The organism is Roseateles sp. (genome assembly GCF_031397715.1).
GTDB lineage: Bacteria > Pseudomonadota > Gammaproteobacteria > Burkholderiales > Burkholderiaceae_C > Paucibacter_A.
The window spans coordinates 1-26,917 of record NZ_JANNMI010000318.1 but is presented as its reverse complement, the minus strand read 5'-3'; the positions used below and the strand labels follow the sequence as shown (position 1 = coordinate 26,917).

29 protein-coding genes and 1 pseudogene are annotated in these 26,917 nt (G+C 62.3%); 23 read left to right on the top strand and 7 right to left on the bottom strand.

Features of this window, described 5'->3' with window-relative positions; genetic code table 11:
• The 5 genes from RMO57_RS13925 to RMO57_RS13905 form a co-directional block, all read left to right on the top strand.
• A partial coding sequence (locus tag RMO57_RS13925; RefSeq protein WP_310387567.1) for a methyl-accepting chemotaxis protein occupies nt 1–1,335 on the top strand: 1,335 nt, incomplete at its 5' end.
• Between the two features lie 128 nt (nt 1,336–1,463).
• On the top strand, nt 1,464–1,874 hold the full coding sequence (locus RMO57_RS13920; RefSeq protein ID WP_310387565.1) for a rhodanese-like domain-containing protein: 411 nt from the start codon (nt 1,464–1,466) through the stop codon (nt 1,872–1,874).
• Between the two features lie 108 nt (nt 1,875–1,982).
• On the top strand, nt 1,983–2,243 hold the full coding sequence (gene grxC, locus RMO57_RS13915) for a glutaredoxin 3 (protein ID WP_310387563.1): 261 nt from the start codon (nt 1,983–1,985) through the stop codon (nt 2,241–2,243).
• Between the two features lie 108 nt (nt 2,244–2,351).
• A complete protein-coding gene (gene secB / locus RMO57_RS13910) occupies nt 2,352–2,822 on the top strand; it encodes a protein-export chaperone SecB (protein ID WP_263533976.1) in 471 nt (156 codons plus the stop codon).
• Between the two features lie 73 nt (nt 2,823–2,895).
• A complete protein-coding gene (locus tag RMO57_RS13905) occupies nt 2,896–3,927 on the top strand; it encodes an NAD(P)H-dependent glycerol-3-phosphate dehydrogenase (protein WP_310387559.1) in 1,032 nt (343 codons plus the stop codon).
• Between the two features lie 3 nt (nt 3,928–3,930).
• Here the strand turns inward: RMO57_RS13905 and trmL are convergent, their stop codons facing one another.
• On the bottom strand, nt 3,931–4,401 hold the full coding sequence (gene trmL, locus RMO57_RS13900; protein ID WP_310387557.1) for a tRNA (uridine(34)/cytosine(34)/5-carboxymethylaminomethyluridine(34)-2'-O)-methyltransferase TrmL: 471 nt from the start codon (nt 4,399–4,401) through the stop codon (nt 3,931–3,933).
• Nucleotides 4,402–4,429: 28 nt separating this feature from the next.
• Nucleotides 4,430–5,185, bottom strand: coding sequence for a ComF family protein (locus tag RMO57_RS13895; RefSeq protein WP_310387555.1), 756 nt, complete (start codon nt 5,183–5,185; stop codon nt 4,430–4,432).
• Nucleotides 5,186–5,207: 22 nt separating this feature from the next.
• Here RMO57_RS13895 and RMO57_RS13890 point away from each other — a divergent pair, with 22 nt between their 5' ends.
• From RMO57_RS13890 to RMO57_RS13860, 7 genes are all read left to right on the top strand, one after another.
• On the top strand, nt 5,208–6,128 hold the full coding sequence (locus RMO57_RS13890) for a biotin synthase (protein ID WP_310387553.1): 921 nt from the start codon (nt 5,208–5,210) through the stop codon (nt 6,126–6,128).
• A 194-nt stretch (nt 6,129–6,322) separates the two neighbouring features.
• On the top strand, nt 6,323–7,510 hold the full coding sequence (gene coxB, locus RMO57_RS13885; protein ID WP_310387545.1) for a cytochrome c oxidase subunit II: 1,188 nt from the start codon (nt 6,323–6,325) through the stop codon (nt 7,508–7,510).
• A 39-nt stretch (nt 7,511–7,549) separates the two neighbouring features.
• Complete coding sequence (ctaD, locus tag RMO57_RS13880; protein WP_310387544.1) at nt 7,550–9,172, top strand: cytochrome c oxidase subunit I; 1,623 nt, start codon at nt 7,550–7,552, stop codon at nt 9,170–9,172.
• 12 nt (nt 9,173–9,184) lie between these two features.
• On the top strand, nt 9,185–9,295 hold the full coding sequence (locus RMO57_RS13875; protein WP_310387541.1) for a cytochrome oxidase small assembly protein: 111 nt from the start codon (nt 9,185–9,187) through the stop codon (nt 9,293–9,295).
• 10 nt (nt 9,296–9,305) lie between these two features.
• The gene (locus RMO57_RS13870; RefSeq protein ID WP_310387540.1) at nt 9,306–9,932 is read left to right on the top strand and encodes a cytochrome c oxidase assembly protein; all 627 of its coding nucleotides are present in this window, start codon (nt 9,306–9,308) and stop codon (nt 9,930–9,932) included.
• Nucleotides 9,929–10,168 (top strand): DUF2970 domain-containing protein, encoded by a 240-nt coding sequence (locus RMO57_RS13865; RefSeq protein WP_310387538.1) that lies wholly within the window; start codon nt 9,929–9,931, stop codon nt 10,166–10,168. The genes RMO57_RS13870 and RMO57_RS13865 overlap by 4 nt, the downstream gene beginning before the upstream one ends.
• A gap of 48 nt (nt 10,169–10,216) precedes the next feature.
• On the top strand, nt 10,217–11,101 hold the full coding sequence (locus RMO57_RS13860) for a cytochrome c oxidase subunit 3 (RefSeq protein ID WP_310387536.1): 885 nt from the start codon (nt 10,217–10,219) through the stop codon (nt 11,099–11,101).
• Between the two features lie 82 nt (nt 11,102–11,183).
• On the opposite strand, the gene RMO57_RS13855 is transcribed toward RMO57_RS13860, so the two are convergent.
• On the bottom strand, nt 11,184–11,411 hold the full coding sequence (locus tag RMO57_RS13855) for a DUF2909 domain-containing protein (protein ID WP_310387534.1): 228 nt from the start codon (nt 11,409–11,411) through the stop codon (nt 11,184–11,186).
• A 30-nt stretch (nt 11,412–11,441) separates the two neighbouring features.
• Here RMO57_RS13855 and RMO57_RS13850 point away from each other — a divergent pair, with 30 nt between their 5' ends.
• Genes RMO57_RS13850 through RMO57_RS13830 form a run of 5 tightly spaced genes read left to right on the top strand, consistent with a single transcriptional unit; the run spans nt 11,442 to nt 15,500 of the window.
• Nucleotides 11,442–12,152, top strand: a complete 711-nt coding sequence (locus RMO57_RS13850) for an SURF1 family protein (protein ID WP_310387532.1) — start codon at nt 11,442–11,444, stop codon at nt 12,150–12,152.
• A 22-nt stretch (nt 12,153–12,174) separates the two neighbouring features.
• Complete coding sequence (locus tag RMO57_RS13845) at nt 12,175–12,822, top strand: hypothetical protein (protein ID WP_310387530.1); 648 nt, start codon at nt 12,175–12,177, stop codon at nt 12,820–12,822.
• Nucleotides 12,822–13,934, top strand: coding sequence for a COX15/CtaA family protein (locus tag RMO57_RS13840; protein ID WP_310387528.1), 1,113 nt, complete (start codon nt 12,822–12,824; stop codon nt 13,932–13,934). Before RMO57_RS13845 ends, RMO57_RS13840 begins: the two co-directional genes overlap by 1 nt.
• 21 nt (nt 13,935–13,955) lie before the next feature.
• Entirely contained in the window at nt 13,956–14,876 is a 921-nt protein-coding gene (gene cyoE / locus RMO57_RS13835) for a heme o synthase (RefSeq protein WP_310387525.1), read from the top strand.
• A 6-nt stretch (nt 14,877–14,882) separates the two neighbouring features.
• A complete protein-coding gene (locus RMO57_RS13830; protein WP_414896429.1) occupies nt 14,883–15,500 on the top strand; it encodes an SCO family protein in 618 nt (205 codons plus the stop codon).
• A 67-nt stretch (nt 15,501–15,567) separates the two neighbouring features.
• Here RMO57_RS13830 and rpoH read toward each other — a convergent pair whose 3' ends face one another.
• From rpoH to ychF, 3 genes are all read right to left on the bottom strand, one after another.
• Nucleotides 15,568–16,491: an RNA polymerase sigma factor RpoH gene (gene rpoH / locus RMO57_RS13825; RefSeq protein WP_310387521.1), complete on the bottom strand. Its 924-nt coding sequence runs from the start codon at nt 16,489–16,491 to the stop codon at nt 15,568–15,570.
• Nucleotides 16,492–16,646: 155 nt separating this feature from the next.
• Nucleotides 16,647–17,111, bottom strand: coding sequence for a chemotaxis protein CheW (locus RMO57_RS13820; protein WP_310387569.1), 465 nt, complete (start codon nt 17,109–17,111; stop codon nt 16,647–16,649).
• 187 nt (nt 17,112–17,298) lie between these two features.
• On the bottom strand, nt 17,299–18,390 hold the full coding sequence (gene ychF, locus RMO57_RS13815; protein ID WP_310387520.1) for a redox-regulated ATPase YchF: 1,092 nt from the start codon (nt 18,388–18,390) through the stop codon (nt 17,299–17,301).
• Between the two features lie 106 nt (nt 18,391–18,496).
• Between ychF and RMO57_RS13810 the strand changes: the two genes are divergently transcribed.
• From RMO57_RS13810 to RMO57_RS13785, 6 genes are all read left to right on the top strand, one after another.
• Nucleotides 18,497–19,609, top strand: coding sequence for an FAD-dependent monooxygenase (locus tag RMO57_RS13810; RefSeq protein WP_310387519.1), 1,113 nt, complete (start codon nt 18,497–18,499; stop codon nt 19,607–19,609).
• 29 nt (nt 19,610–19,638) lie between these two features.
• Nucleotides 19,639–20,364, top strand: coding sequence for a DsbC family protein (locus RMO57_RS13805; protein ID WP_310387518.1), 726 nt, complete (start codon nt 19,639–19,641; stop codon nt 20,362–20,364).
• An 87-nt stretch (nt 20,365–20,451) separates the two neighbouring features.
• Nucleotides 20,452–20,913 (top strand): DUF3429 domain-containing protein, encoded by a 462-nt coding sequence (locus RMO57_RS13800; protein ID WP_310387516.1) that lies wholly within the window; start codon nt 20,452–20,454, stop codon nt 20,911–20,913.
• 10 nt (nt 20,914–20,923) lie between these two features.
• Nucleotides 20,924–22,717 carry a M61 family metallopeptidase gene (locus RMO57_RS13795; RefSeq protein WP_310387514.1) on the top strand — a complete coding sequence of 598 codons (1,794 nt, stop codon included), beginning with the start codon at nt 20,924–20,926 and terminating at the stop codon, nt 22,715–22,717.
• An 11-nt stretch (nt 22,718–22,728) separates the two neighbouring features.
• Nucleotides 22,729–23,868, top strand: coding sequence for a DUF3108 domain-containing protein (locus RMO57_RS13790; protein ID WP_310387512.1), 1,140 nt, complete (start codon nt 22,729–22,731; stop codon nt 23,866–23,868).
• Complete coding sequence (locus RMO57_RS13785) at nt 23,865–24,653, top strand: enoyl-CoA hydratase (protein WP_310387510.1); 789 nt, start codon at nt 23,865–23,867, stop codon at nt 24,651–24,653. The genes RMO57_RS13790 and RMO57_RS13785 overlap by 4 nt, the downstream gene beginning before the upstream one ends.
• 78 nt (nt 24,654–24,731) lie before the next feature.
• Here RMO57_RS13785 and RMO57_RS13780 read toward each other — a convergent pair.
• Nucleotides 24,732–26,917, bottom strand: a pseudogene (locus tag RMO57_RS13780) (hypothetical protein); the annotation flags it as partial.

Genomic DNA, 26,917 nt, shown 5'->3' with positions numbered 1-26,917 from the left:
TTGGGGGCGACGATACAAAGCGCCGTGGCCGAGGGTGAGAAGAAACGTCTTGATGAGGCCAATGAGCGGGCCACGGCTATACGCAAACTGCTGGATTCGATCGCGCGCATTGAGGGCAAGAGCGAAACAGCCGGCAAGCTGAAAACCGCGTTCGAGGCCTACTTGGCGGCCTCGGTTGAAACTGCACAGCTGTTTTTGGGCATCAAGCAAGGCGATCAGGCCGGCGCGATTCCGAAGATGCAGGCGTCGCTGAAGGTTTTTGAGGCCGAGGTGGCCAAGGCCAGGCGCGAGGCCAGCGACGGTTTTGACAATGGTCTGAAGAGTGCGGACGCTGGCGTTTCGGCCAGTCTGATGGCTATTTTGATCAGCGGCTTGGTGGTGGTGGCGGCGCTCGGCCTGGGCTCCTTCATGGTGATTGGCAGCGTCTGGCGGCAGTTGGGCGGCGAGCCCGAATATGCCCGCGATGTGATGCGGTTGATCGCCTCCGGCGATCTCTCTCAGTCCATCGTGGTGGCGCAGGGGGCGGATGAAAGCTTGCTGGCGGCCGTGCGCGATGTCTCGCAAGGCTTGGCCGGTATCGTCTCGAATGTGCGCTCCGGCACCGATTCGATGTCGGTTGCGTCCAGGGAGATCGCGGTCGGCAATCATGATTTGTCGATGCGCACCGAGAAGCAGGCGACCTCGCTGGAGCAAACCTCCAGCAATATGCAAACGCTGACCGACACCGTGCGCCAGAGTGCCGAAGCGGCCGCACAGGCCAATCAGCTGGCGGGTTCGGCCGCCACGGTGGCGCGCAAAGGCGGCGAGGTGGTCAGCCAAGTGGTCACGACCATGGACGAGATCAACACCAGCTCCAAAAAGATCAGCGACATCATCGGCGTGATCGACGGCATCGCCTTCCAGACCAATATCCTGGCCTTGAATGCGGCGGTTGAGGCCGCGCGTGCCGGTGAGCAGGGGCGTGGTTTCGCGGTGGTGGCGAGCGAGGTGCGTTCGCTGGCGCAACGTTCGGCCGAAGCGGCCAAGGAGATCAAGGCGCTGATCGGCGCCAGCGTCGACCGGGTCGAGACCGGCAGCCGTCTGGTGAAGGATGCCGGCAGCACCATGAACGAGATCGTCGCCAGCGTGCAGCGGGTGTCGGACATCATCGGCGAGGTCACGGCCGCCACCGGCGAGCAGAGTCAAGGCATCGGCCTGGTCAATCAATCGATCACGCAGCTGGATCAAATGACGCAACAAAATGCGGCACTGGTGGAGCAGGCGGCGGCGGCAGCCAGCAGCCTGGAGAGCCAAGCGCAGGCGCTGCAAACAGCGGTGGCCACCTTCAAGCTTTGACGCGTTAAACCCGAGCGTTCAAGGTCAAATAGAAAGGCCCGCCGGCATGCCGACGGGCCTTTTTCTATAATCACGGCTTTTCGCCCTTCTGGCGCTTTTCGTTCCTCTTCAATAACCGGACTCCCCCATTGAACTTCCTGCTTGATAACTGGATTCTTGTCCTGGCCGCCTTGACCTCCGGCGGCTTGCTGCTGTGGCCCACTTTGGTCAATAGCAGCCAAGGCACGGCGCTGTCCCCGGCCGAAGCGGTGCGCCTGATGAACCGCGAAAAGGCGGTGCTGATTGACGTTTGCGAGCCCGCCGAGTTTGCTGCCGCTCACGTGGCCGGTGCCCGCAACATCCCGTTGGATGCGCTGGAGGGTCACAAGTCCCTGCCTTCCAACAAGGCCTTGCCCTTGGTGGTGTTGTGCAAGAGCGGTGCTAGGTCACAACGCGCGGTAGCAACGCTGCGCAAGCTGGGGTACGCAAATGCACAGGCGCTGGCCGGCGGCCTGAATGGCTGGCGCGAAGCCAACCTGCCGATTGAAAAGAACGCTTAAGCGTTCTTTCGGCGAAAGCGCGAAGCGATTTCGTCAAAAGAGCTGTATGTGTTCTTTCGGCGAAAGCGCGAAGCGTTTTCGTCAAAAGAGCTCTAACTAGGAATTTGAATGCAAACCGTCAAGATGTACACGACCCAAGTCTGCCCATATTGCGTGCGGGCCAAGGCCTTGCTGAAGCAACGCGGCGTTGGGCAGATCGTTGAAGTGCGGATCGATTTGAATCCGGCCGAGCGGGATGCGATGGTGGCCTTGACCGGCCGGCGGACGGTGCCGCAGATCTTTATCGGCGACACCCATGTCGGTGGTTGCGACGAATTGATTGCGCTGGATCAGCGCGGCGGCCTGCAGGCCTTGTTGCAAGCTGCCTGATTTCAAGAGGGGGGAAGCCCCCGCCAAATCGTCATAAACGCTAGGTGATAATCGCAAGCGCTGCCCGCGGTCATGTTTGCCGGGCCTCACACCTCATTGAAAGAAACCATGTCCGAAGAGAACAACATCCCCAGCAACGCACCCGTGTTCCAGATTCAGCGCATGTATCTGAAGGATTTGTCGCTGGAGCAGCCCAACGCACCGCAAATCCTGTTGGAGCAAACCCAGCCGCAGGTTGATATCAACCTGGCCCTGTCCGCCGAACCGGTGGCCGAAGGCGTGTTCGAGGTCTGCGTGACCGGCACCGTCACCACCAAGGTGGGCGAGCGCACGCTGTTCCTGATCGAAGCCAAGCAGGCGGGTATTTTCGAGATCCGCAATGTGCCGCAAGAGCAGGTCGAGGGCATCTTGGGCATCGTCTGCCCACAGATGATTTACCCCTATCTGCGTGCCATCGTGTCGGACGTCTGCACCCGCGCCGGCTTCCCTCCGGTGCTGCTGACGGAAGTCAACTTCCAGGCCATGTTCGAAGCACAGCAAGCGCAGCGCGAAGCCGCTGCCTCGCCGACGCTGAACTAAGCAGGTTCCATATGCAACGCGCCCCACGCTGCTGCTGGCAGCCGGGGCGCGTACTTTTTTGTCGGGCAAGACTATGAAAATCAGCGTTTTGGGTGCCGGCGCATGGGGCACGGCTTTGGCCATACAGGCCAGCGCTCGTCACGAGGTGATGCTGTGGGCGCGCGATGCGGCCGCGGTCGCGGTGATGCGAGCGTCGGCGCGCAACAGCCAGTATCTGCCCGAGGCGGTTCTGCCCGCGAGCTTGGCGCTTTCGTCCGATTTGGCCGCGGCCGTGGCGCATGCGACGCAAGCGGATGGCCTGATCGTCGTGGCCACACCGATGGCGGCGCTGCGCAGCATGCTGACCGGCCTGCCCGACGGCGCCCGGGTGCTGTGGCTATGCAAGGGCTTTGAGGCCGGCACCGGCTTGCTGGGGCATGAGATCGCGCGCGAGGTGCAGCCGCGCCTGCGTGTGGGCATCTTGTCAGGCCCGAGCTTTGCGCAAGAGGTGGCGGCAGGTCAGCCGACGGCGCTGGTCGCGGCGAGCGAAGACGCGGAGTTGGCTCAGGCCGCCGTGACCGCCTTTCACAGCGACCGCTTGCGCGTCTACACCTCGCTGGACCCGGTCGGCGTGGAGGTTGGCGGCGCGGTCAAGAACGTGATGGCCATCGCGGTGGGCACGGCCGATGGCCTGCGTCTGCGGGCCGAGCGAATTGGTTTGAGTGCGGCCGGCGCCGACGCGCCCGGCTTGAATGCGCGCGCCGCCTTGATCACGCGGGGTTTGGCCGAGATGCTGCGCCTGGGGCTGGCGCTGGGTGCGCGCGCTGAGACCTTCATGGGTCTGTCCGGCATGGGTGACCTGGTGTTGACGGCGACCGGCGACCTGTCACGCAATCGGCGCGTCGGCCTGCTCTTGGCCGAGGGCTTGCCGCTGGAGAAAATTTTGCATCAGCTGGGCCATGTGGCCGAGGGCGTTTACAGCGCCCCGACGGTGTTGGCCCGCGCGCGGCTGAAGGGTGTGGAGATGCCCATCACCGAGGCGGTGGTGCAGGTGCTGGATGGCCGCCTCAGCCCGGCGGCAGCGGTCGACCTGTTGATGGGCCGGCAAGCCAAGGCTGAGCACTGAAGCTCAGACGCCGCCTGCGTAGCCGTTTTGCCGCCAGGCTTCAAACACCGCCACCGCCACGCTATTGCTCAAATTGAGGCTGCGTTGATCCGGCAGCATGGGCAGCCTGACGCGCTGCGCGCTGTCAAACTGCTCGCGCACCTCGGGTGGCAGACCTGCCGTCTCTGAGCCAAACACAAGGTAGTCGCCGGCCTGCCATTGCACTTGCGAAAACGGCCGGCTGCCCTTGGTGGTGAAGGCAAACATGCGCTCGGCCGGCGGCTGTTGCTTGGCCATGAAAGCGGGCCAACTGGCGTGGCGGTGCACGGCGGTGTACTCGTGATAGTCGAGACCGGCCCGCTGCAGCAGGCGGTCTTCCATCAGAAAGCCCAGCGGTTCGATCAGATGCAAGCTGCAGCCGGTATTGGCGGCCAAACGAATGATGTTGCCGGTGTTCGGCGGAATCTCTGGCTGCACCAGCACGATATGGAACATGGGGTCTTTTGCTTGTTTTAAGGGTATTTCAGCCATCGGCCGGATCGGGCGTTCGTGCCACCACCCAGGCTTGCACATGGGTCGCGCCGGCGCTGCGCAACACGCCGGCAATTTCGAACAGCGTTGCGCCGCTGGTCATTACATCATCGAGCAAGACCACATGGCTGCCGCGCAGTTCCGCCGTACGGGTTGGGTTGACGGCAAAAGCGCGGCGCACATTGGCGGCGCGCTCACGCAGCGGCAGTTGCGCTTGGCTGCCGCTGTTGCGAACCCGCAGCAGCAAGTCCGGATCGCAGGCCAGCTTGCGATGCCGGGCCAAGGTGCGCGCCAGCTCATAGCTCTGGTTGTAGCCGCGCTCTCGTAGCCGGGCTTGCGTGAGCGGAACGGGCAGCAACCAATCCGGGGCCATGGCGTCGGCGATGTTGAGGGCCTGGTTGAGGCGCTCCAGCAGGGTTTCACGTAACTCTATGGCTTGATGGAACTTGTAATGCTGCAGCAGGCCGTCCCAGGGGAAACCGTAATCGAGCGCCGCTATGGTGCGGTCCAGCGGCGGGGGGGTGCGTAGGCAGGCGCCGCATTTGGCCTCGCGGCGCCCAGTCAGGGCCGCGGGCAAGCGGGCCGCACAGGTCCAACAACGTGGTGCTGGCCTGGCATAACGCAAAAGGCACTCGCCACAGACATGTTGCGTGCACCAGGCACGGCAGACCGCACATTGGCCCGGACAACGCATCAATACCCGTTCCACGGCATTGGGTCTATGGGGCGCCAGGGTTCGTTCGGACATGGCTTCAATATACTTGTGACGAATGCTCACCTCGTCACCCCCCCCTAAATACGAAGCCGCCGATCCGCGCGAAGTGGATGCCGTGGCGCTAACTCGCCAGACGCGCCGACTGGCGGGCGCTCAGACCCCGCCTTGGCTGCACGTCGAAGTGGCAGCGCGCATGGCCGAGCGTCTGCCCATCATCAAGCTGAAGCCGCGCCGAGTGCTGCAGTGGTCGGCATTTCTGGGTGCCGCCGATGCTTTGTTGGCGACTCAATATCCGCAGGCCGAACAGCGCTGTGTCGAGCTCAGTCCCGAGTTGCTGGCGCGCAGTCAAGCCGCGCACAAGCGCGCGTGGTGGCGGGCCTTGGGCGGTGGCGCGGGCACGCAGATTGGCGCGCCGGGCAGCGTGGCGGCAGGCCAGGCGGAGCTTGTCTGGGCCAATATGTGCCTGCATGCCAATGCGGATTTGCCGGCTGTTTTGGCCGCTTGGCATGGCGCGCTGGCGGTGGATGGCTTTGTGATGTTTTCTTGCTTGGGGCCCGACAGTTTTGTTGAGTTGCGACCAATCTTTGAGCGCATGGGCTGGGGCAAGACCGCGCCGCAATGGTGGGACATGCACGATATTGGCGACGCCATGGTCGGCGCCGGCTTCGCCGACCCGGTGATGGATCAAGAGCGTATCGGATTGACTTGGGGTGACGGTGAGGCCTTGTTGAAGGACTTGCGAGCTCTCGGCGGCAATCTTTCGCCTGAGCGTTTCAAGGGCTGTCGCAGTCGAGCATGGCGAGCAAAACTGTTGAACGAGTTGGAGGCCTTGCGCGCTGCCGATGGCCGCTTGAGGCTGAGTCTTGAAATGGTCTATGGCCATGCCTTCAAACCCAAGCCCAAAATTCGTGTCAGCGCTGAAACCACGCTGTCGCTGGAAGAAATGCGCGCGATGGTGCGAAGATCCGGCGCCTGACGTGCCGCAAAGACCACAGAGCGGTGATGACGGTAGGCTAAAATCCTGAGTTAGTCAGCATTTGGCCCAGGAGTCTAGGGTCAGGACTTGCCTGCAGGTTTGAGCTGGCTCAAAGGAGTCAGTTGAAATCTGCGAGCATTTGAAACCTGCGGGTTCCCAGAATTGAATTGGAAACAAGAGTGACGACCATGAAAATGATGAACGCACGAGTGCATCAGGCTGCGCGCCGGTTGGGGCAAATGGGGCAATTGGCGCTTGCAGCAGGTGCGACGCTGGCGACGCAAGTGGCATTGGCGGTGAATGATCTGCCAGGCGGCCCGGCCGTCAATCAGCTCAACCTGCACCCGCCGGTGACCAGGATCGCTGCCGACCAAATGTGGTTGCACAACTTCATGATGGTCATCTGCGTGCTGATCTTCATCGCCGTGTTCGGCGTGATGTTCTATTCGATCTTCAAACACCGCAAGTCCAAGGGAGCGGTGGCTGCGAACTTCCACGAGAGCGTTGGGGTCGAGATCGCTTGGACGGTGGTCCCGTTCGTGATCGTGATTTTGATGGCCTTGCCGGCCACCAAGGTCGTGGTCGCCATGAAGGACACCACCAACGCCGATGTCACCATCAAGGCGACCGGCTACCAGTGGGAATGGGGTTATGTCTACCTGAAGGGCGAGGGCGAAGGCATTGGTTTCATCTCCGCACTGGACGCCGGTCAGCGCGAAATGTCGGACTCCGGCAAGCCCGAAGGCGACGATTATTTGTTCCGCGTTGACCATCCGCTGGTCGTGCCCGTTAACAAAAAAATCCGCATCATCACCACCGCCAATGACGTGATTCACGCCTGGATGGTGCCGGCCTTCGGCGTCAAGCAAGATGCGATTCCCGGCTTTGTGCGCGACACCTGGTTCAAGGCCGAAAAAGAAGGTGACTTCTACGGCCAATGCGCCGAGTTGTGCGGCAAGGAGCATGCCTATATGCCCATCCATGTGAAGGTAGTTTCGGCCGAGGCCTACACGCAATGGGTGACAGAGCAGAAGAAGATTCTGGCCGCCAAGGCTGACGATCCGAGTAAGGTCTGGGAGCTGACTGCCTTGGTCGCTCGCGGCGAGAAGGTCTACAACACCAATTGCGCCGCCTGCCACAAGGCCAATGGCACGGGCGCCGGTCCGATCAAACCGCTGGACGGCGCTGCGGTGGTGCTCAGTGATGACAAGCTCAAGCAAATCGCCGTGCTGTTGAATGGCCAGAATCAAGGCACGATGCCGTCTTGGAAGCAGCTCAGCGACACCGAATTGGCCGCTGTGATCACCTACACCAAGAACAGCTGGTCAAACAAGACCGGGCAGATGGTGCAGCCGGCCGAAGTCCTGGCCGCGCGCAAGTAAGCGTCTGAGCGTCAAACAAGCATCGAATAAGGAAACCATATGAGTGCAGTGCTTGATCATCACGGTCACGACGTTCACGACCACCACGATCACCACGCCCCCTCGGGCTGGCGTCGCTGGGTGTTCGCCACCAACCACAAAGACATCGGTACGCTGTACCTGTTGTTCTCGTTCACTATGCTGATGGTCGGCGGCATCTTGGCGCTGTGCATACGCGCCGAGTTGTTCCAGCCGGGTCTGCAGTTCTTCAACCCCGAGCTGTTCAACCAGTTCACCACCATGCACGGCCTGATCATGGTGTTCGGCGCCATCATGCCGGCCTTCGTCGGTTTTGCTAACTGGATGATTCCACTGCAAATCGGCGCCGGTGACATGGCCTTCGCGCGCATGAATAACTTCAGCTTCTGGCTGTTGATTCCGGCCGCTTTGTTGCTGGTCGGCTCTTTCTTCCTGCCCGGCGGCGCGCCGGCGGCCGGCTGGACGCTGTATGCGCCGCTGACCCTGCAGATGGGCCCTTCGATGGATGCGGGCATTTTTGCCATGCACATCATGGGCGCCTCGTCCATCATGGGTTCGATCAATATCGTTGTGACGATTTTGAACATGCGCGCCCCCGGCATGACGCTGATGAAGATGCCGATGTTCTGCTGGACCTGGCTGATCACCGCCTACTTGCTGATCGCCGTGATGCCGGTCTTGGCCGGTGCCATCACGATGACGCTGACCGACCGTCACTTCGGTACGTCCTTCTTCAACCCGGCCGGCGGCGGCGACCCGGTGATGTATCAACACATCTTCTGGTTCTTCGGCCACCCCGAGGTCTACATCATGATCTTGCCGGCCTTCGGCATCGTCAGCCAGATCGTGCCGGCCTTCGCCCGCAAGCGCTTGTTCGGCTATGCGTCGATGGTCTATGCGACCGCTTCGATCGCGATCCTGTCCTTCATCGTCTGGGCACACCACATGTTCGCCACCGGCATGCCGGTGACGGGTCAGCTCTTCTTCATGTACGCGACCATGCTGATCGCGGTGCCGACCGGTGTGAAGATTTTCAACTGGCTGGCCACGATGTGGCGCGGTTCGATGACGTTTGAGGCGCCGATGTTGTGGGCGGTGGGCTTTATCTTTGTCTTCACGATGGGCGGCTTCACCGGCCTGATCCTGGCGATGGCACCGATCGACATCCAGGTCCAAGACACCTACTACGTGGTGGCGCATTTCCACTATGTGTTGGTGGCGGGCTCGCTGTTCGGCATGTTCGCCGGCTACTACTACTGGGCCCCGAAGTGGACCGGCGTGATGTATCCCGAGTGGAAGGGCAAGTTCCACTTCTGGGGCTCGCTGATCACGTTCAACATCACCTTCTTCCCGATGCATTTCTTGGGTCTGGCCGGTATGCCGCGTCGCTATGCCGACTACGCTTTGCAGTTCGCCGATTTCAATGCGATCGCTTCGGTGGGCGCCTTTGGCTTCGGTCTGATGCAGGTCTGGTTCTTCTTGTTCGTGGTCATCCCGATGATGCGCGGCAAGGGCGAGAAGGCCCCGCAGCAGCCATGGGAAGGTGCCGAAGGTTTGGAGTGGGAAGTGCCGTCGCCGGCGCCGTTCCATACCTTTGAAACACCGCCGAAGCTGAATGCTGCGGCCACCAAGATCATTGCTTGATCAAACATGTCCATGACGCCTGAACAAGAAAAGAGCAATCGGCGCTTGGCGCTGATTTTGCTCAGCGTTGCGATTGTGTTTGGCGTTGGTTTCGTCAGCAAGATCCTGCTGTTTGGTTTCTGAGGCGGCCCGCATGAACAACGATCGCTGGACATTTGCCACCGCCTTGCGCAGGGATAACCTGCACTTGGTGGGCAAACTCGTCGTGGTGACGGCCTTGATGTTCGGCTTTGGCTATGCGCTGGTGCCGATGTACCGCGTCATTTGCACGGCGCTGGGCATCAATGTGTTGTCCTTGTCCGGGGGGCAACATGCACTGCGGGCCGAGGATGTCAAGAACACCCAGATCGATTACAGCCGCAGCATCGTGATCGAGTTCGACGCGAATTCGCGCGGACCCTGGGAGTTCAGCCCGGCGACCAAGTACCTGACCGTGCACCCGGGTGAATTGACGACGGTGATGTATGAGTTTCGCAATGTGCAGACGCGGGCGATGGTGGCGCAGGCGATTCCAAGTTATGCGCCTAAGCAAGCGACCGCGCATTTCAACAAGTTGGAGTGTTTTTGCTTCAATGAATACACGCTGCAGCCGGGCGAGTCCAAGCGTTGGCCGGTGGTGTTTGTGATTGATCCCAAGCTACCCAAAGACGTCAAGACCATCACCTTGTCGTATACCTTTTTTGAGGTGGCCGGCAAGGGTGTGAAAAAGACCGCGGCGGCGCAGGTGGCGGCACCGTCGTTGAAGCGGTCGGCCTCATGAAGGCGGGTGAAGATTTGAAAGAAGCCGTGGCGCGGCCCTTGTCGTTTGTGCAAACGATGAAGGCGGTGGCCTGGTCATTTTTTGGCGTGCGGCGCGGCGCTGATTATGAGAAAGATGTCGCCCAGCTGAATCCGGTGCATGTGATCATTGCCGGGATCATCGGGGCTGTTTTATTCGTGTTGGTGTTGGTGATGCTGGTCCAGTGGGTGATTGGCAGCGGCATCGCTGCCACCTGAATTCGATCAAGCGTTATCAGGACTGAAATTAGTTCGAGGAGAAGAGTTATGTCGGCAGTGACCACCACGGGCAAGGCCCCTTATTACTTTGTACCGGGCCCATCGAGGCACCCGGTCATGGCCGCCATCGGCCTGTTCTTTGTGGCCCTGGGTGCGGGCCAGTGGATCAATGACCATCAGTGGGGTGCTTACTCGCTGGGCTTTGGCCTGCTGTGGTTCGCGGTCGTGCTGACGCAGTGGTTTGGTGAAGCGATTCGCGAAAGCGAAAGTGGTCAATACAGTGACCGCATCGATTTGTCGTTCCGCTGGAGCATGGGTTGGTTCATCTTCTCCGAGGTGATGTTCTTTGCGGCTTTCTTCGGTGCCTTGTACTGGGCCCGCGTGCAGTCGGTACCCTCGCTCGGTAGCCTGGAAAATTCGCTGCTCTGGCCGGATTTCAAGGCCTTGTGGCCCAGCGCCGCGGCCGGAGCGACAGCTTCGCCGGCCGGCACGGTCGAGCCCTTCAGCACCATGGGCCCGTTTTGGTTGCCCACCATCAACACCGCCTTGCTGCTGACCTCGGGTGTGACGCTGACCATCGCTCACCATGCCTTGATCGCCGGCAACCGCGCCAAGACGATTGGCTTTATGTGGGTGACGGTGCTGTTGGGCATTACCTTCTTGTTCGTGCAGGGTTATGAGTACGCGCATGCCTATGCCGACCTGAACCTGAAGCTGACCTCGGGCGTGTTTGGTTCGACCTTCTTCATGTTGACCGGCTTCCACGGTTTCCATGTGTTCGTCGGCATGCTGATGCTGTTGTTCATCACGCTGCGCCTGCAAAAGGGCCACTTCACCAAAGACCGTCACTTCGGCTTTGAAGGTGCGGCTTGGTACTGGCACTTTGTCGACGTGGTTTGGTTGGGCCTGTACGTCGTCGTTTACTGGATGTGACCGTGCGGCGGACCTGGGGGTTCGCCCGGCCAAGAAAAAGCGCCGCAGTTCGCGGCGCTTTTTCCTTTTTGCGAGCCGGCGCTTATTGACGCAGCGGCAAGCCGGTGGGTTCGATCCAGCCGAGTAAATAGCTGATCAAGATGAACAAGAACAAAGCCACCGAAAGGCCAACACGCAGCGCCAGCGCGCGCGCCATTTTGGGCCCGCGTTGGCTTTTGTCGGCGCCACTGCTGTTTTTGAGCATGAACAGGCCGGCAGCGGCCAACGCGCCGAGGATGCCGATGAAGGCGAACAAGAAAACTGTTTTCATGGTTGCCGATTATCCGCTGAGTGGCGGCAAATGAAGCCGTCTACGCGTGCCGTTGTCTTGTTTCTCCTGACCTTGGCGGCGGCCGGTTTGACCGCCCGCCTGGGGTTTTGGCAGTTGGACCGCGCGGCTCAAAAGGAAACGCTGCAGGCGGCCGTGCTGGCGAATGGCGCTATGCCGCCGTTGCAAACGGCTGAATTAAGCGGTGCGCAGCTGCACCGTCGTGTGCAGTTGACGGGCCACTGGTTGGCCGACAAGACGGTATTTCTGGACAACCGACCCATGGCAGGACGCAGCGGCTTTTATGTGCTGACGCCGCTGCAGCTGGAGGGGCGACCCGAGCTGGTGCTGGTGCAGCGCGGCTGGTCGCCGCGCGACGCCGGCGATCGCAGCCGGCTACAACCGGTGCCGACGCCGACCGGTTTGGTGACTCTGAGTGGCCGGCTGATCGCGGCGCCGTCCAAGGTCTATGAGTTTGCGCCGGCGGCGTCTGGGGTGATCCGGCAAAATCTCGACCTGCAGGACCTCGAGCGCGAAGTCGGCCGGCCGTTCTTGCCCGTCACCGTGCTGCAGCAGGGTGGCGAAGTGGCCGACGGCTTGTTGCGGGCTTGGGCAGCGCCCGATGCGGGCCTGCACAAGCATTATGGGTATGCATTTCAATGGTTTTCGTTGTCAGCGTTAATTCTGGGTCTCTATGTCTGGTTCCAAACAATCCGTCTCCGCAAGCAAGCCAAGTCTGTTTGACTCGGGCGCCGAGCCCATCGCCATGACGGTTCACGCTCTGCCTGACCCACAAGCAATGGTCGCCCAGCAGCAACGCACCCACAGCGGCCGGCTGCGCATGCTGCTGGTGGTGGCCGCCTGCGCGGCGCCGGTGCTGGCCTCGTACTTCACCTTCTATGTGATTCAGCCGCGCGGCCAGGCCTATGGCGAGCTGATCGCTCCGACCGTCGATCTACCGGCTCAGCTGACCCTGCATGATTTGAACGGTAAGGCGGTGGCAACCGAGACGCTGAAGGGCCAATGGCTGCTGACTCTGGTGCAGGGGGGTGACTGTGACGAGGCCTGCGAAAAGCAGCTCTTCATGCAGCGCCAGTTGCGCGAGATGCTGGGCAAGGAGCGCGACAAGGTCGACAAGCTACTGCTGCTGGCTGACGAGGTGCCGTTGAGCCCGGCGCTGCAGCAGGCGCTGGCGCAAGGCGTGGCGGTGACGGTGTTGCGTGCGCCGAGGGCCGAGCTGGAGGCCTGGCTGAAGCCGGCCGAGGGCGGTGCGCTGCGCGACCATTTGTTCGTGATCGACCCGATGGGGCGTTGGATGCTGAGGTCGCCGGCCGCGCCCATTCCGGGCAAGATCAAGGCCGATTTGAACCGCCTGCTCAAAGCCAATGCGGGTTGGGACAAGGCCGGGCGCTGATGACCATGGGTGCCGCGTTCGACTTCACGCCGCTGTGGCAACTGGCCGCGCTGGGTGCGCTGCTGGCCGGTGCCCCTTTGCTGTGGCTGCGCCTGCGCACGGCCGGCGCCAGTCCCCAGGCCAAGCTGCGTGCGCTGACCCTGCTGACGCTGTTCCTGACCTTTGATCTGGTGCTGTTTGGTGCCTTCACCCGCCTGAGCGATTCGGGCTTGGGCTGCCCTGATTGGCCGGGCTGCTACGGCAGCGCTTCGCCGCTGGGAGCGCGGGACGAAATCCATGCTGCGCAATCGGCGATGCCGAGCGGTCCGGTCACTCATGGCAAGGCCTGGGTCGAGATGGTGCATCGCTACCTGGCCAGCGGCGTCGGCGTCTTGATCCTGGTGCTGTGCGTGATGAGCTGGCGCAACGCGAAAAATGCCGCAACAAACACTGCGGTCAAGCCCTGGTTGGCCAGCTTCACCTTGCTCTGGGTCTGCCTGCAGGGCGCGTTCGGGGCCTTGACGGTGACGATGAAGTTGTTTCCGGCCATCGTGACCCTGCATCTGCTGGGCGGCATGGGGCTGTTGATGCTGCTGGCCTGGGCAACGCAGGGCTATAGCCCCAAGCCGCTGGCGCTCGGGGGCAGCTTGCGCCGGGCGACGCTGGCCTTGCTGTTGCTCAGCTTGATCCAGGTGGCGCTGGGCGGTTGGGTCAGCACCAACTACGCGGTGCTGGCTTGCTCTGACTTTCCGCAATGCCAGAACGGCCAATGGCTGCCCGAGCTGGACTTTGGCCATGGCTTCACGATCTGGCGCGAACTCGGCGTCGGCGCCGACGGCGGTTGGCTGCCGTTCGCCGCGCTGACGGCGATACATTGGACGCATAGAGTCGGTGCTCTGGTCGTGTTCAGCGCCTTGCTGTTGTTTGCTTGGCGGCTCTGCCGCCATGGCGACCACCAAGCTCGTCATTGGGCGCACCGCCTCTTGCTGGTGGCAGCTTGGCAATTCCTCAGCGGTGTGTCCAATGTCGTGTTGGACTGGCCGCTGCTGGCCGCCCTGGCGCATACCGGTGGCGCGGCCGCCTTGCTGATGCTGCTGACGACGTTGTTGGCGCGCCAGCATCAAGCTCAATAATTTAACGAACTTTTTGTTTCTATGGCTTCATCAACTCCTGTCACCGCCGCGCCCCGCCCAAGTTCAACTTGGCAGCAGTACTACCAATTGACCAAGCCGCGGGTGGTTCAGCTGATCGTTTTTTGCGCGGTCATCGGCATGGCGCTGTCCATTCCGGGCCTGCCCTCAACGGCCGAATGGGGGGTGATCCTGGCGGCGACCGCCGGCATCTGGTTGGTGGCTGGCGCCGCCGCTGCCTTCAATTGCCTGGTCGAGCAGCAAATTGACGCCAAGATGAAGCGCACCGCCTGGCGCGCCACCGCCCGCGGCGAGCTGAGTCGGCTGCAGGCGCTGAGTTTCTCGGCCGTTTTGTGCGGCCTGGGCATGGCTATTCTGTGGTTCTTGGTCAACCCGCTGACGATGTGGCTGACCTTCGCCACCTTCATCGGCTATGCGGTCATCTACACCGTGATCCTGAAGCCGATGACGCCGCAGAACATCGTCATCGGTGGCGCTTCGGGGGCGATGCCGCCGGTCTTGGGCTGGGCCGCGCTGCGCGGCGATGTCGGGCCCGAGGCGATGCTCTTGTGCCTGATCATCTTTTTGTGGACGCCGCCGCATTTCTGGGCTCTGGCGCTTTACCGCACCGAGGAATACCGCAAAGCCGGCCTGCCGATGTTGCCGGTCACGCATGGTGCCGAATACACCCGCTTGCAGATTTTCCTCTACACCTGGGTCTTGCTGGCCGCGACGTTGCTGCCCTATCTGACCGGCATGAGCGGCTGGATTTATCTGGTCAGCGCGACGCTGTTGGGCCTGGGCTTTTGTACCTATGCTTGGAAACTCTGGCGCGAGTATTCCGACGAGTTGGCGCGCGCCACCTTCCGCTTCTCGATCTGGCATTTGTCGCTGCTGTTCGCGGCATTGTTGATTGATCACTATTTGCTGCCCTGGACGACCTGAATCATGATGAAAACACTTCGCGACCTGAGCCGCTCATTGGGCCTGGTGACGCTGTTGGCGCTGAGCTTGACGGCCTGTGACCAGCTCGGAGGCAAGGCCAAGTCCGCCTTCCAGGGCATCGATCTGACCGGCGCCGAGTACGCCCGCAGCCTCAATCTGACGGATCAGGATGGCCGCAGCCGCAGCCTCGCCGACTTCAAGGGCAAGATCCCGGTGGTGTTTTTCGGCTACACCCAATGCCCGGACGTTTGCCCGACCACGCTGGCCGAATTGGCCGAGGTCAAGCGTTCGCTGGGCGCCGACGGCGAGCGGGTGCAGGGCATCTTCGTCACGGTCGACCCCGAGCGCGATACCGCTGCTTTGTTGAAGGCCTATGTGGCCAGCTTTGATCCCAGCTTTGTGGCCTTGCGCGGCAGCGAGGAGCAGACCAAGGCCCTGGCCAAGGAGTTCAAGATCTATTTCGCCAAAGTGCCCGGCAAGACGCCGGAGAGCTACACCATGGATCACACCGCCGCCAGCTTCATCTTCGACACCCAGGGCCGCGTGCGTGTGTTCTCGCGCTACGGCTCGGGCGCGCCGGCCTTGGCGAACGACATCAAATTGCTATTGGCCGAAAAGAACTGAAGTTCTCACTGTTGCCAAAAAAAAGCCCCAGCGCGAATGCCTGGGGCTTTTTTTTGTCTGATCTCGCTCAGGCCGGTGTCAATGCCTTGCGCATCTTCTTCATCGCGGCCACTTCGATCTGGCGAATCCGCTCCGCGCTGACGCCATATTCGGCCGCCAGCTCGTGCAGTGTCATGCCGCCGCTGTTGTCGTCATTGACGTTTAACCAGCGCTCCTGCACGATGCGCCGGCTGCGCTCGTCCAGCGCTTCCAGCGCCTGCGTGATGCCGTCGCTGGCCAGGGCGTTGCGGGCTTGCGTTTCCAGCACGCGGGTTGGCTCTTGGCTTTCGTCGGCTAGGTAGGCGATGGGCGCATAGCTTTCGCCGTCGTCGTCCGTTTGCGGCTCCAGCGCCACGTCGCCGCCCGACATGCGGGTCTCCATCTCCAGCACTTCCTCGCGCTTCACATTCAGCGTCGTCGCCACATGATCCAGCTGCGCCTCGGTCAGGCTATTGCGGTGGCTCATATCGTCCGCCTGCTCTTCCTTCATGCTGTGCTTCATCGAGCGCAGATTGAAGAACAGCTTGCGTTGCGCCTTGGTGGTGGCGACCTTGACCATGCGCCAGTTGCGCAGCACGTATTCGTGGATTTCGGCCTTGATCCAGTGCATCGCATAGCTGACCAAGCGCACGCCTTGGTCGGGGTCGTAGCGCTTGACGGCCTTCATCAGGCCGACATTGCCTTCTTGGATCAAATCACCTTGCGGCAGGCCATAGCCCATGTACTGGCGCGAAATGGATACCACCAGGCGCAGATGGGACAGCACCAACTTACCGGCGGCCTCGACGTCGCCGCTGTCGCGCAGGCGGCGGGCCGCCGAGCTTTCTTCTTCGGCCGTCAGCAGGGGCAGGCGGTTGATAGCGGAGATGTAGGCATCCAGATTGCCCAACGAGGGCACTAACGACCAAGGGTCGCGTACCGTCAAAGCTGCAGGGTTAGAGATTGTCATCATCTTCTTTCGCAAAGCAAACCTTATGGGGTTGACAGTCGCAATCCTAGCACTCCAGCAGGAGGAGTGCTAAAAGTCCAGAGGTTTTGATGCTGCCCATCGCAGACATTGACGTGCTGCGAGTGCGCCCACTAACTTGCAGGGATTTTGATGGCGTTTCAGTCCATCAAACCGAAGTCGGGGCTGGCCACCATGGCCTCGATATCCAGCAAGATCAGCATCCGCTCGGCGATCTTGCCCAGGCCGGTGATGAAGCGCGCGTCCAGCGCTGCGGCCACCTCGGGGCGGGCCTTGATCTGGGCGGCACTGAGCTCCAGCACGTCGGAGACGGCATCGACGACGATGCCCACCACGCGTTGGCACACGTTCAAGATGATCACCACGGTGAAGGCGTTGTATTCGCCGTTCTGTCCCAGACGCAGGCGCAGGTCGACGATGGGCACGATGACGCCGCGTAGATTGACCACGCCCTTGACGAAGTGCGGCGCATTGGCGACCCGGGTCGGCGGCTCATAGGAGCGGATCTCCTGCACCCGCAGGATGTCAATGCCATATTCCTCGGCGCCGACATGGAAGGTCAGAAACTGCTTTGAATCAGGTCTGGCTTGGTCCGAGGCATACATGGCCGTGGAGCCGGAGCTTGGGCCGGAATTTGAAACCAGTGCGTTTGAGCTCATGGGTTGAACAGGCTAGCGATGCGTTGCGGGAAGGCCGCGAGCTTGTCATCAAGCAGCGGCCCCGGCATTTTGCGACGTTTGCCGCGGTTGAATCGGCGGATCAGGCGACTCCCAGCGCCCATTTTCTTTCGAATCAGACGTTGAACAAGAAGTTCAACACGTCGCCGTCCTTGACCACATAGTCCTTGCCCTCGGCGCGCATCTTGCCGGCGTCCTTGCAACCTTGCTCACCCTTGTAGGTGATGAAGTCTTCATAGGCGATGGTCTGGGCGCGGATGTAGCCGCGCTCAAAATCGGTGTGGATCACGCCGGCCGCTTGCGGGCCGGTGTCGCCCTTGTGGATGGTCCAGGCGCGCACTTCCTTGACGCCGGCGGTGAAGTAGGTCTGCAGGCCCAAGAGGTCGAAGCCGGCGCGGATCAAGCGGTTCAGGCCCGGTTCATCCTGGCCCATCTCGGCCAGGAACATCGTCCGGTCCTCATCCGACATCTCGGACAGCTCGGCTTCGGTCTTGGCACAAATCGCTACCACCGGCGCGCTCTGCGCCGTCGCGTATTCGGTCAGGCGGTCCAGAAAGGGGTTGTTCTCAAACCCGTCTTCGGCGACGTTGGCGACAAACATCGCCGGCTTGGCGGTGATCAGGCACAGCGGCTTGAGCAGCACCAGCTCTTCCTTGCTGAAGTCAATGCCGCGCACCGGCTTGGCCTCGTTCAAGGCCGCTTCGCATTTCTCCAGCACCTTGACCAAGGCGATCGCGTCCTTGTCGCCGGCGCGCGCTATCTTGTTGTAGCGGTGCAGGCTTTTCTCGACCGTGCCCATATCGGCCAAGCAGAGCTCGGTCTGTATCACCTCGATATCGGAGATCGGGTCGATGCGGCCGCTGACGTGGATGACGTTGCCGTCCTCGAAGCAGCGCACGACGTTGACGATGGCGTCGGTCTCGCGGATGTGCGAGAGGAACTTATTGCCCAGACCTTCGCCCTTGGACGCGCCGGCGACCAGGCCGGCGATGTCCACGAACTCGACCACGGCCGGCAGCACGCGCTCGGGCTTGACGATCTCGGCTAGCGCGCTAAGACGCGGATCGGGCAGCTCGACCACGCCCACATTCGGCTCAATCGTGCAGAAGGGGTAGTTCTCGGCGGCGATGCCGGCCTTGGTCAGCGCATTGAAAAGGGTGGACTTGCCAACATTGGGCAGGCCCACGATGCCGCATTTGAGGCTCATGGAGGGCTTTCTGGGTGTGGTGCGGGGAACGCAAGGGCGTGATTTTAGACGCACCCCGATAGAGCCCCCGTCTGAGGCCTTTCGGCGCCTTGCCTACAATGGCCGAATGCAAAAATATGAGGTCTTGGTTCGCGGCGACGGTTGCGTCGGCCGCAGCTTGGCGCTGGCTCTGGCTGCGCAGGGCACGCGCGTCGCTTTGCTGGGCAACGCCGAGGCCAGCGCAGTCCAGCGCGAGGACGTGCGCAGCTATGCCCTGAACGCGGCTTCGGTGCGTTTGCTGCGTGAGCTCAAGGTCTGGGATTCATTGCCCGCTGACGCGATCAGCCCGGTCTATGACATCAAGGTCAGCGGCGACCAAGCCGGCGCGCTGCTGGAATTTTCCGCTTGGCAGCAAGGTGTGTCCGAGCTGGCTTTCATCGTCGATGCCGGTGCTTTGGAGCAGCAGCTGGCAGCGGCGCTGCGGTTTTCGCCGCATATTCAGGTGGTTGATGCCGCGGTGCCGGCCGACTTGGTGGCCTTGTGCGAAGGCCGCGCCTCGCAGCAACGCGCCGACTTGGGTGTGCGCTTCGAGTCGCATGCCTATGGTCACCGGGCGATCGCTGCGCGCTTGAGCGCCGATACCGCCCATCAGGGCGTCGCCCGCCAATGGTTCAGGTCACCCGATGTGCTGGCCTTGTTGCCCATCGACAAGCCCGGCGTCGGCGCGTCTTACGGCTTGGTCTGGTCGCTGCCTGAGCAACAAGCGCTGGATTTGCTGGCCGCAGCGCCGGCCGAATTTGAAGCCGCGCTGAATGCCGCCAGTGGCGGTGCCGCCGGAACCTTGAGTCTGGCCAGCGGCCGCTCAAGCTGGCCCTTGGCCTTGGCCAGGGCCGAACCGGTGCAAGGGCCGGGCTGGGTCCTGCTGGGCGATGCCGCGCATTTGGTTCACCCCCTGGCCGGTCAGGGGCTCAATCTTGGCTTGGCCGACGTGGCCGCGTTGGCGGCGGTGTTGGCCGGCAAAGAAGCCTGGCGTTCGGCCGGCGATGAGCGCCTGTTGCGCCGCTTTGCGCGGGCGCGGCTGGCGCCCAATTGGGCCATGGGCGAGTTGACCGATGGTTTGCTGAAAATATTCGCCAGTGAAGCGATGCCGCTGCGTGAGTTGCGCAACAAAGGCTTGAGCGCCTTGAATGCTGTCCCCCCCTTGAAGCGCTGGTTGACCGCGCGCGCCTTGGGTCTTTGAGTTTCATTGTTAGCTGAGTTCCGCACACCATGAAGATGTTGAAATCGACCACCATCGCCACCGCTCTAGGGCTGTGCCTGCCCCTGTTGGCCCAGGCCAACGAAGCGGTCATCCGCAAAAACCTGACCGAGCGCCTGGCCGGCCTGCCCAAGGTCGAGGAGGTCAGGCCCAGCCCCATGCCGGGCCTGTGGGAGATCCGCATCGGCAACGAAATCCGTTACACCGATGCCACCGGCACCTATCTGATGGAAGGTGAGTTGATCGACCTGCGCACGCGCAAGAACCTGACCGAGGAGCGGGTCGCCAAGTTGCAGACGGTGGACTTTGCCAGCCTGCCCTTGAAGGACGCCGTGGTGTGGAAGTCGGGCAATGGCAAGCGCCGCATCGCCGTCTTTGCCGATCCGAACTGTGGGTATTGCAAACGCTTCGAGCGCTCGCTGCAAGACGTCAAAGACCTGACGGTTTACACCTTCTTGGTGCCGATTCTGGGCGGTGATTCGCCAGAAAAGTCGCGCGCGATCTGGTGCGCCAAGGACGCCACCGCCAGTTGGCAGGCTTGGATGCTGGAGGGCAAGGCCCCGGCCAAGGTCAGCAGTACTTGTGATGACGGCGCGATTGAACGCAATTTGGCTTTGTCCAAACGCAGCCATGTCAGCGGTACGCCGGCGATCATTTTTGAAGACGGCAGCCGCGCTCCCGGCGCCATCAGCGCTGAGCAGTTGGAAAAACGCCTGCAGAGCGTCGGCAAGTCCTGACGCCCGCCCCCGCATTCGTCCTTCATTTGATTCGGGGCCTTTTCATTGAGCCAGGCCCACAACTCTATTGCTACGGAATTTGACCGCATGCCTTTTGCCGCCAATGCGCTTGCGCCACTGCCCCCGAACGCCTTGGCTTTGCGGCTGGGCCATCTCGGCTTGTTGCCCTTTGTGTTGGGCGCTTTGCTGGTTTGGCTGGTGGGTGGGCGCAATGCCGAAGCTCACGCCTGGATCAGCTTCGCCTTGTCGGCTTATGCCGCGCTGATTCTTTCATTCTTGGGTGGCATTTATTGGGGGCTGGGCTTTCGCTCGCCTCACACCTCGGCGCAGCCCTTTGTCTGGGGCGTCTTGCCGTCCTTGGGAGCCTGGATCGCGCTGGTGATGCCGGCCTACGCCGGGCTGGTCTTGCACGGCGTGATGCTGATCGTTTGTTATCTGGTTGACCGGCGCCTCTATCCCGCGCTGGGTGCGGCAGCCTGGTTGACCTTGCGCTTCCGACTCAGTTCGGTGGCGGCGCTGTGCTGCTTTTTGGCCGCGGCAGGAAGCTAAAGGGTTTGAGATGAGTGACGTCCGATATTTGATCGAGCTGACCGATCCCAAGACCCATGTCTTCAAGCTGACGCTGACCGTTGCCGCGCCGGCTGCGCTGCAGCGGTTCAGCCTGCCGGCCTGGATTCCCGGCAGCTATTTGCTGCGTGAGTTCGCCCGCCACCTGAGCGGGCTCAAGGCAGAGCAAGCGGGCCAGGCCCTGGCGCTTGAGCAGCTCGACAAGGCCAACTGGCAGGTCGCTTGCAGCCCCGAAATTCCCTTGCTGCTGAGCTACCAGGTCTATGCCTTTGACAGCTCGGTGCGGGCGGCGTTTCTGGATGCCAGTCGTGGTTTCTTCAACGGTACAGGCCTATGCCTGCGCGTGCATGGCCGTGAACAAGCAGTTCACAGCATTGAGTTCGGGCAGCTGCCGCCGGCTTGGCAGGTCGCCACCGCTATGGCGCAAGCGCCCGACGGGCGCTATCAGGCGGCCGACTACGACGAGCTGGTCGATCACCCCTTCGAGCTCGGGCAGTTCTGGACCGGGCAGTTCAGCGCCGGCGGCCTGCCGCACAAAATCGTCGTCAGCGGTGCCTTGCCGGTCTTTGATGCTGAGCGGCTGCTGGCCGATGCGCAGCGCATCTGCGCGGCGCAGCTGGACTTTTGGCATGGGCCGGCGACCAGCCGCGACAGCGCCTTGCCCTTCGAGGCCTACACATTCTTCTTGAATGCGGTGGAGGACGGCTACGGCGGCCTGGAGCACCGGGCCAGCACCGCCCTGATTGCGCCGCGGCGCGACCTGCCGCGGCTTGGGCAAGTGGAAGTCAGCGACGGCTATGTGCGTTTGCTGGGCCTGATCAGCCATGAGTATTTCCACAGCTGGAATGTCAAGCGGCTCAAGCCCGCGGACTTTGCCGAGCTGGACTATGCGCAGGAGAACTACACCGAGCTGCTGTGGTTTTTTGAGGGCTTCACCAGCTATTACGACGAGCTGATGCTGCTGCGCTGCGGCTTGATCGACGAGGCGCGCTATTTGAAGCTGCTCGCCACCAGTTACAACGGCGTGCTGGCCACGCCGGGCCGCAAGGTGCAAAGCCTGGCGCAGTCCAGTTTTGATACCTGGATCAAGTACTACCGGCCGGACGAGAACTCGCCCAACAGCACCATCAGCTATTACGGCAAAGGTGCTTTGCTGGCTCTGGCGCTGGATTTAAGCCTCCGTGGTGCCGCGGCTTCCCCCAGCAGCCTCGATGAGCTGATGCGCGGCCTTTGGCGGCGCAGCCATGCCGGCCTGCGCACCGGCGCGCGCGGCGCCATCAGCGAAGCCGACGTGTTGGCCGTGATCACCGAGCTGGGCGGCAGCGCCTTGGCGCAGCAGTTCCAGCAATGGGTGCACGGCACCGACGATCTGCCGCTGCCGCAGCTGTTCGAGCGCTTCGCGGTGCAACTGCGGGCTGACAAGCCGACCCTGGCGCAAAGGCTGGGTCTGCGCGTGACCGAGTCGGGCGCGGGTTCATGCGCCAGCACCATCGTCAAGCAAGTACTGCAGGGGTCGGCCGCCTTGGCCGGCGGCCTGTGTGCCGGCGACGAGCTGCTGGCCTGCAATGGCTGGCGCCTGCGCCGTCTTGAAGACGCGGCGCTGACCCTGGCGCCGACCACGCTGCGCCTGAGCTTCCTGGTCGCGCGCGATCAGCGCCTGTTGAGCCTGGATGTGGAGATGTCGGCCGCCGGCCCTGTCGACGGCAGCGAGCCGGTCTTGATGAGCCTTGCTGAAAAAGTGCCGCCCGCTGCCGTGGGTCTGCGCAAGGCATGGCTGGCGGGCTGATCGCAAAGCCTGTGGCCGCGGCGACCCGAAGGCGCGCCGTTTGGCTGGCCGTCTTGCTGCTGCCGGTGTTGCTGGCGCATCTCTGGCTGGGCGATGCCGTGCAGCGCCTGCGCCAGGGCTGGAGCGGCGCCGCCGCACCGATGCCGGCGCGCCTGGTGGTCGCCTATGTGCGTGAGCTGAAGGCGGCCGCCCCGGCGGTGCGCGCTCCCACGCCGCCTGCGCCGCGCCGCGCACCGGCGCAGCCGCCCAAACTCAAGCCGGCTGCGGCCGTGGTGCGGCCGGTCGAGGACGCCGCGAGTGCGGTCGTCGCGGCAGAGCCGGCGGCTGCGGTGTCAGCAGCGACGAAGGCCGCCCTTGAGCTGGCCGAGCTCAGCAGCCCCTTGCCAGCTGAGCCGGCCGCCAGCGCGATGCTGGCCGAGTCCGGCCCCGAGTGGCCGCCCTCAACCCTGCTCAGCTACCGGCTGAGTGGCAACTACCGCGGCGAGGTGCATGGCAGCGCCCAGGTGGAGTGGATACGCCAGGGTGAGCGCTACCAGATGCATCTGGATGTGGCCGTAGGCCCGAGATTTGCGCCCTTGATTGCGCGCCGCATGAGCAGCGATGGGCGGCTGACGCCGGCTGGCGTCAACCCGCAGCGCTATGACGAAGACACGCGGGTGATGTTCAGCCAGCGCCGCCGCTCGACGCTGCTGTTTCACGGTGACCGGGTGACCATGCCCAACGGTCGGGTTGAGCCCGTGCCGGCCGGCGTGCAGGATGCGGCCAGCCAGTTTGTGCAGCTGACCCGGCTGTTCCTGACCGGCGCCGAGCCGCTGCGCACCGGCCATGTGATTGACATTCCCTTGGTGCTGCCCAAGCGCCAATATCTGTGGCGCTACGAGGTGCTGGGACAGGAGGAGTTGCAAACTCCGATGGGCCCGCTGCAGACCTGGCACTTGAAACCGTCGAAAGCGGCCGGCAGCGGCGACCTGAGCGCCGAGGTCTGGATCGCGCCGTCGCTGCAATACCTGCCGGTGCGCCTGCGCATCCGCCAAGACGAACAAACTTTTATCGACCTGATGTTGAACGCGCCACCCCAACAGGCCGACCAACAGGCCGACCAACAGGGCGCCCCTATAGTTGAGCCCAATTCATCCAAGGAGAACCCATGAGCTATGAATGCATCATCACCGAGCTGCGCGGCGAAGGCGAGCGCAAGACCGGCCTGATCACGCTGAACCGCCCCAAGCAGCTGAACGCGCTCAACGACCAGTTGATGGATGAGCTGGGTCAGGCCTTGCTGGCGTTCGACGCCGACGACAGCGTCGGCTGCATCGTGCTGACCGGCTCCGAACGCGCTTTTGCGGCCGGCGCCGATATCCCGACGATGGCGCCGCACACCTTCATCAGCGCCTTCAAAAGCGGCCTGATCTCGAAGAACTGGGAAACCATTTTGCAGATACGCAAGCCGGTGATCGCGGCGGTGGCCGGCTTCGCGCTGGGCGGCGGCTGCGAGCTGGCGATGATGTGTGACTTCATCATCGCCGCCGACACGGCCAAGTTCGGTCAGCCCGAGATCAAGCTGGGCATCATCCCCGGCGCCGGCGGCACTCAGCGCCTACCGCGTGCGGTGGGCAAGAGCAAGGCCATGGACATGCTGCTGACCGCCCGCATGATGGATGCGGCCGAGGCTGCAACAGCAGGCCTGGTGTCACGCGTGGTGGCGGCCGACAAGCTGATGGAGGAGGCGCTGGCCGCTGCCGAACAGATCAACGGCTTCAGCGGCCCGTCGGTGATGCTGATCAAGGAGCTGGTCAATCTGGCCTACCAGGGCCCGCTGAAGGACGGCGTGGCCGTGGAGCGGCGCTACTTCCACGCGCTGTTCGGCACCGACGATCAGCGCGAGGGCATGGACGCGTTTATCAACAAGCGCAAGCCGGCGTTCAAGCAGAGTTGAGGGTTCTTCGGCCCGCAAGCCGTCTAATCGCAGCGTTGTGTACGGCGAACCGGCGCAATTGAGGGCCATCTGGGCGGCTCACGTCCGCCTGTGCCGCCGTGCGTACTCGGTCAATCTCTGATGTCGATGGTCGTAGCGCAAACTAGGCATTACTTGAGCGATGGCATTCAGGCATTGCCCTAGCTCTCGGGGTGCCCAAGGCTGATCGATCAGGATTGAATCGAGCAAACGCAGTGCGGCATCAGGGAATCGTTCACACAGACCGGCTTCATGTAGTCGACGCACCACGTCGTTCGGATGGTCAATCGGCCGCAGCCAGTCCGCAACCGCCAATAGCGCTGCGGGTAACTCACCGCCAGCGGCGATGCATAGCCGAGCCATTGACACCCCAATGCTGATTGACGCAAGGTTTCTGGACTTCGGCCAGATTTGATGCCAGAAGGGCTGAACTCGATTCCGCCAGTAGTCCTCCCGTTGTTCCCTGGCGCTTTCGAGGGCTTGCAAAAGTGCTTGTGCCACTTCATTCAAACCGTCTTGTGGTAGCGCGCCAATGGCTGCTTGGAAGTCCTCTGGCGAATAGCCGTCAATGGGTTCCAAGCCGGCGTAGGTCAGGATTGCAGCGAATTGCCCGCTGTGCTTACCAAGGTCTTCGTAGTGACGCGCGGTGGCGAGGAATTGCGTTTTGAACGCACTCAGAAGCGGGCGGTACAGCCTTGGAGACCAAAGGAAACCTTCCCAGGCTGCCTTGGCTTCAACCGGGCTGCGAGCCCAGTCGAACAAGGGCAAAAGGTGCGCTTCGGTCCAGGAGCGGTCTACCCGGAACAAAGCGATCAGATGTGATGCCAGCAGCACGCGCCCGTGACGGTAAACCTCCACGTCAACATCGCACATTTGCTTGAAGAAAGGCTCGATGTCACTCGGGAGGGAATGGTTGTCGGTCGGCTCGCGGCTGAAGAATAGATTCAATAGCGCTTGCGTGGCGTGCCCAATCGGATGATTGATGGCTTCGGAGACGGGTTGATTGATGGGTTCACCGTTCTCACGAATACCGGTGCCTGGCGCTACGGGCAATGCCAGCACCCGACTGCAAAGATCCAACAAGATGGCTTCGTGGTGCTCTATCGATTTCGAAGCTGCCTTCATCCACCAAGTTACACCTCGGACGATTTCCAGCAAAACCGAGTCGGGCATGGTTTGAACCAACGGCGCCACAAATCGCCACGACCGAAGCACCTGGCCATCCTCGCTCCAGGCTTGTAAGGCTACTCGCCAGCGCTCAGGTGGCCAGGTATTTTCTTCGGCCAAGTCACGCAAGGCGTAGAAACAATGGAAGAACCTCGTGCGACAAGTCTCCCGCCAGGTGTCTTCATAGTTCGGTCGCCGCTCCGGCGCTGGTTGCTTGAGCCAAGCGACAAGTTCCTTTCGTTTGCGCGGCGCAATATCGACATCACGGTTGGCTTCGTAGTCCGGGTCGCCGGTACCACTCATCCAAACAGAAAACTCATCCTGTTGGTTGATTGCCAGTCGCCAATTGGGATGTGCTGCTGACAGCTCGGCGAGGCGCTGCGCCGCAGCATCTCCGAGTTGGGTGCTGCCTTCACACAGTTTGGCAAGGTGCAACCAGACTGAGTGATCCACCAGCGACTGCCACCGCGCGGGTTCGAGGTCATCGAGGTACATGTGCCGTGGCGGGCCGGCAAGAATCGCGGCCTCAAGCCGTGAGCGACCGAGTGGCGCGAGCGTCGCCCCTTGGAGCACCAAAAGTCGCATTGCTTCTCGCCGCGTATCCTCGGACCACAGCCACCAAGCGCCGTTCAAAACCAACCGCTCGCTCCACTGCTCGGAATCGACACAGCCGTCCTGGCTGGCGGCAAACAGTGCCAGTCGCTTGAAGGTCGAATACGGTAGATCAAACCAAGCCAGTGCAATCCGGTGGGCGCGTTTCGAATCGCTTTCAAGCGTTGCCAGCCATGCGTCGCGCAGCAGCTCAATCAACGTCACCCAATCGCGGAAACCTCGGTTTTGTCGGTGCGGGCTGATAGACGGCAAGTCCCAGTGCGACCGGTCGCTGCGCTCATCTGCGTCGCCCAGCTCCTGCAGTAGATCCAGCGCGTCGCGCAGCAGTTGCTGAAAGTCATCAAGCAGCGCCGGCAACGCCGCGCGCCAGCTGTTGTCCGACAGATCGCCAAGAGAGGAATGCACATGGTCGGCGGCCAGCACCAGTTCCCAGTCCACCAATTGCTCGATGCGCGTGGGTTCGTCCG

What these genes read in the sequence shown, in the direction of transcription:
- grxC (WP_310387563.1), top strand. Translation starts at nt 1,983, where the DNA reads ATGCAAACCGTCAAGATGTACACGACCCAAGTCTGCCCATATTGCGTG.
- secB (WP_263533976.1), top strand. Translation starts at nt 2,352, where the DNA reads ATGTCCGAAGAGAACAACATCCCCAGCAACGCACCCGTGTTCCAGATT.
- RMO57_RS13905 (WP_310387559.1), top strand. Translation starts at nt 2,896, where the DNA reads ATGAAAATCAGCGTTTTGGGTGCCGGCGCATGGGGCACGGCTTTGGCC.
- trmL (WP_310387557.1), bottom strand. Translation starts at nt 4,401, where the DNA reads ATGTTCCATATCGTGCTGGTGCAGCCAGAGATTCCGCCGAACACCGGC.
- RMO57_RS13895 (WP_310387555.1), bottom strand. Translation starts at nt 5,185, where the DNA reads ATGTCCGAACGAACCCTGGCGCCCCATAGACCCAATGCCGTGGAACGG.
- RMO57_RS13890 (WP_310387553.1), top strand. Translation starts at nt 5,208, where the DNA reads ATGCTCACCTCGTCACCCCCCCCTAAATACGAAGCCGCCGATCCGCGC.
- coxB (WP_310387545.1), top strand. Translation starts at nt 6,323, where the DNA reads ATGATGAACGCACGAGTGCATCAGGCTGCGCGCCGGTTGGGGCAAATG.
- ctaD (WP_310387544.1), top strand. Translation starts at nt 7,550, where the DNA reads ATGAGTGCAGTGCTTGATCATCACGGTCACGACGTTCACGACCACCAC.
- RMO57_RS13875 (WP_310387541.1), top strand. Translation starts at nt 9,185, where the DNA reads ATGACGCCTGAACAAGAAAAGAGCAATCGGCGCTTGGCGCTGATTTTG.
- RMO57_RS13870 (WP_310387540.1), top strand. Translation starts at nt 9,306, where the DNA reads ATGAACAACGATCGCTGGACATTTGCCACCGCCTTGCGCAGGGATAAC.
- RMO57_RS13865 (WP_310387538.1), top strand. Translation starts at nt 9,929, where the DNA reads ATGAAGGCGGGTGAAGATTTGAAAGAAGCCGTGGCGCGGCCCTTGTCG.
- RMO57_RS13860 (WP_310387536.1), top strand. Translation starts at nt 10,217, where the DNA reads ATGTCGGCAGTGACCACCACGGGCAAGGCCCCTTATTACTTTGTACCG.
- RMO57_RS13855 (WP_310387534.1), bottom strand. Translation starts at nt 11,411, where the DNA reads ATGAAAACAGTTTTCTTGTTCGCCTTCATCGGCATCCTCGGCGCGTTG.
- RMO57_RS13850 (WP_310387532.1), top strand. Translation starts at nt 11,442, where the DNA reads ATGAAGCCGTCTACGCGTGCCGTTGTCTTGTTTCTCCTGACCTTGGCG.
- RMO57_RS13845 (WP_310387530.1), top strand. Translation starts at nt 12,175, where the DNA reads ATGACGGTTCACGCTCTGCCTGACCCACAAGCAATGGTCGCCCAGCAG.
- RMO57_RS13840 (WP_310387528.1), top strand. Translation starts at nt 12,822, where the DNA reads ATGACCATGGGTGCCGCGTTCGACTTCACGCCGCTGTGGCAACTGGCC.
- cyoE (WP_310387525.1), top strand. Translation starts at nt 13,956, where the DNA reads ATGGCTTCATCAACTCCTGTCACCGCCGCGCCCCGCCCAAGTTCAACT.
- RMO57_RS13830 (WP_414896429.1), top strand. Translation starts at nt 14,883, where the DNA reads ATGAAAACACTTCGCGACCTGAGCCGCTCATTGGGCCTGGTGACGCTG.
- rpoH (WP_310387521.1), bottom strand. Translation starts at nt 16,491, where the DNA reads ATGATGACAATCTCTAACCCTGCAGCTTTGACGGTACGCGACCCTTGG.
- RMO57_RS13820 (WP_310387569.1), bottom strand. Translation starts at nt 17,111, where the DNA reads ATGTATGCCTCGGACCAAGCCAGACCTGATTCAAAGCAGTTTCTGACC.
- ychF (WP_310387520.1), bottom strand. Translation starts at nt 18,390, where the DNA reads ATGAGCCTCAAATGCGGCATCGTGGGCCTGCCCAATGTTGGCAAGTCC.
- RMO57_RS13810 (WP_310387519.1), top strand. Translation starts at nt 18,497, where the DNA reads ATGCAAAAATATGAGGTCTTGGTTCGCGGCGACGGTTGCGTCGGCCGC.
- RMO57_RS13805 (WP_310387518.1), top strand. Translation starts at nt 19,639, where the DNA reads ATGAAGATGTTGAAATCGACCACCATCGCCACCGCTCTAGGGCTGTGC.
- RMO57_RS13800 (WP_310387516.1), top strand. Translation starts at nt 20,452, where the DNA reads ATGCCTTTTGCCGCCAATGCGCTTGCGCCACTGCCCCCGAACGCCTTG.
- RMO57_RS13795 (WP_310387514.1), top strand. Translation starts at nt 20,924, where the DNA reads ATGAGTGACGTCCGATATTTGATCGAGCTGACCGATCCCAAGACCCAT.
- RMO57_RS13785 (WP_310387510.1), top strand. Translation starts at nt 23,865, where the DNA reads ATGAGCTATGAATGCATCATCACCGAGCTGCGCGGCGAAGGCGAGCGC.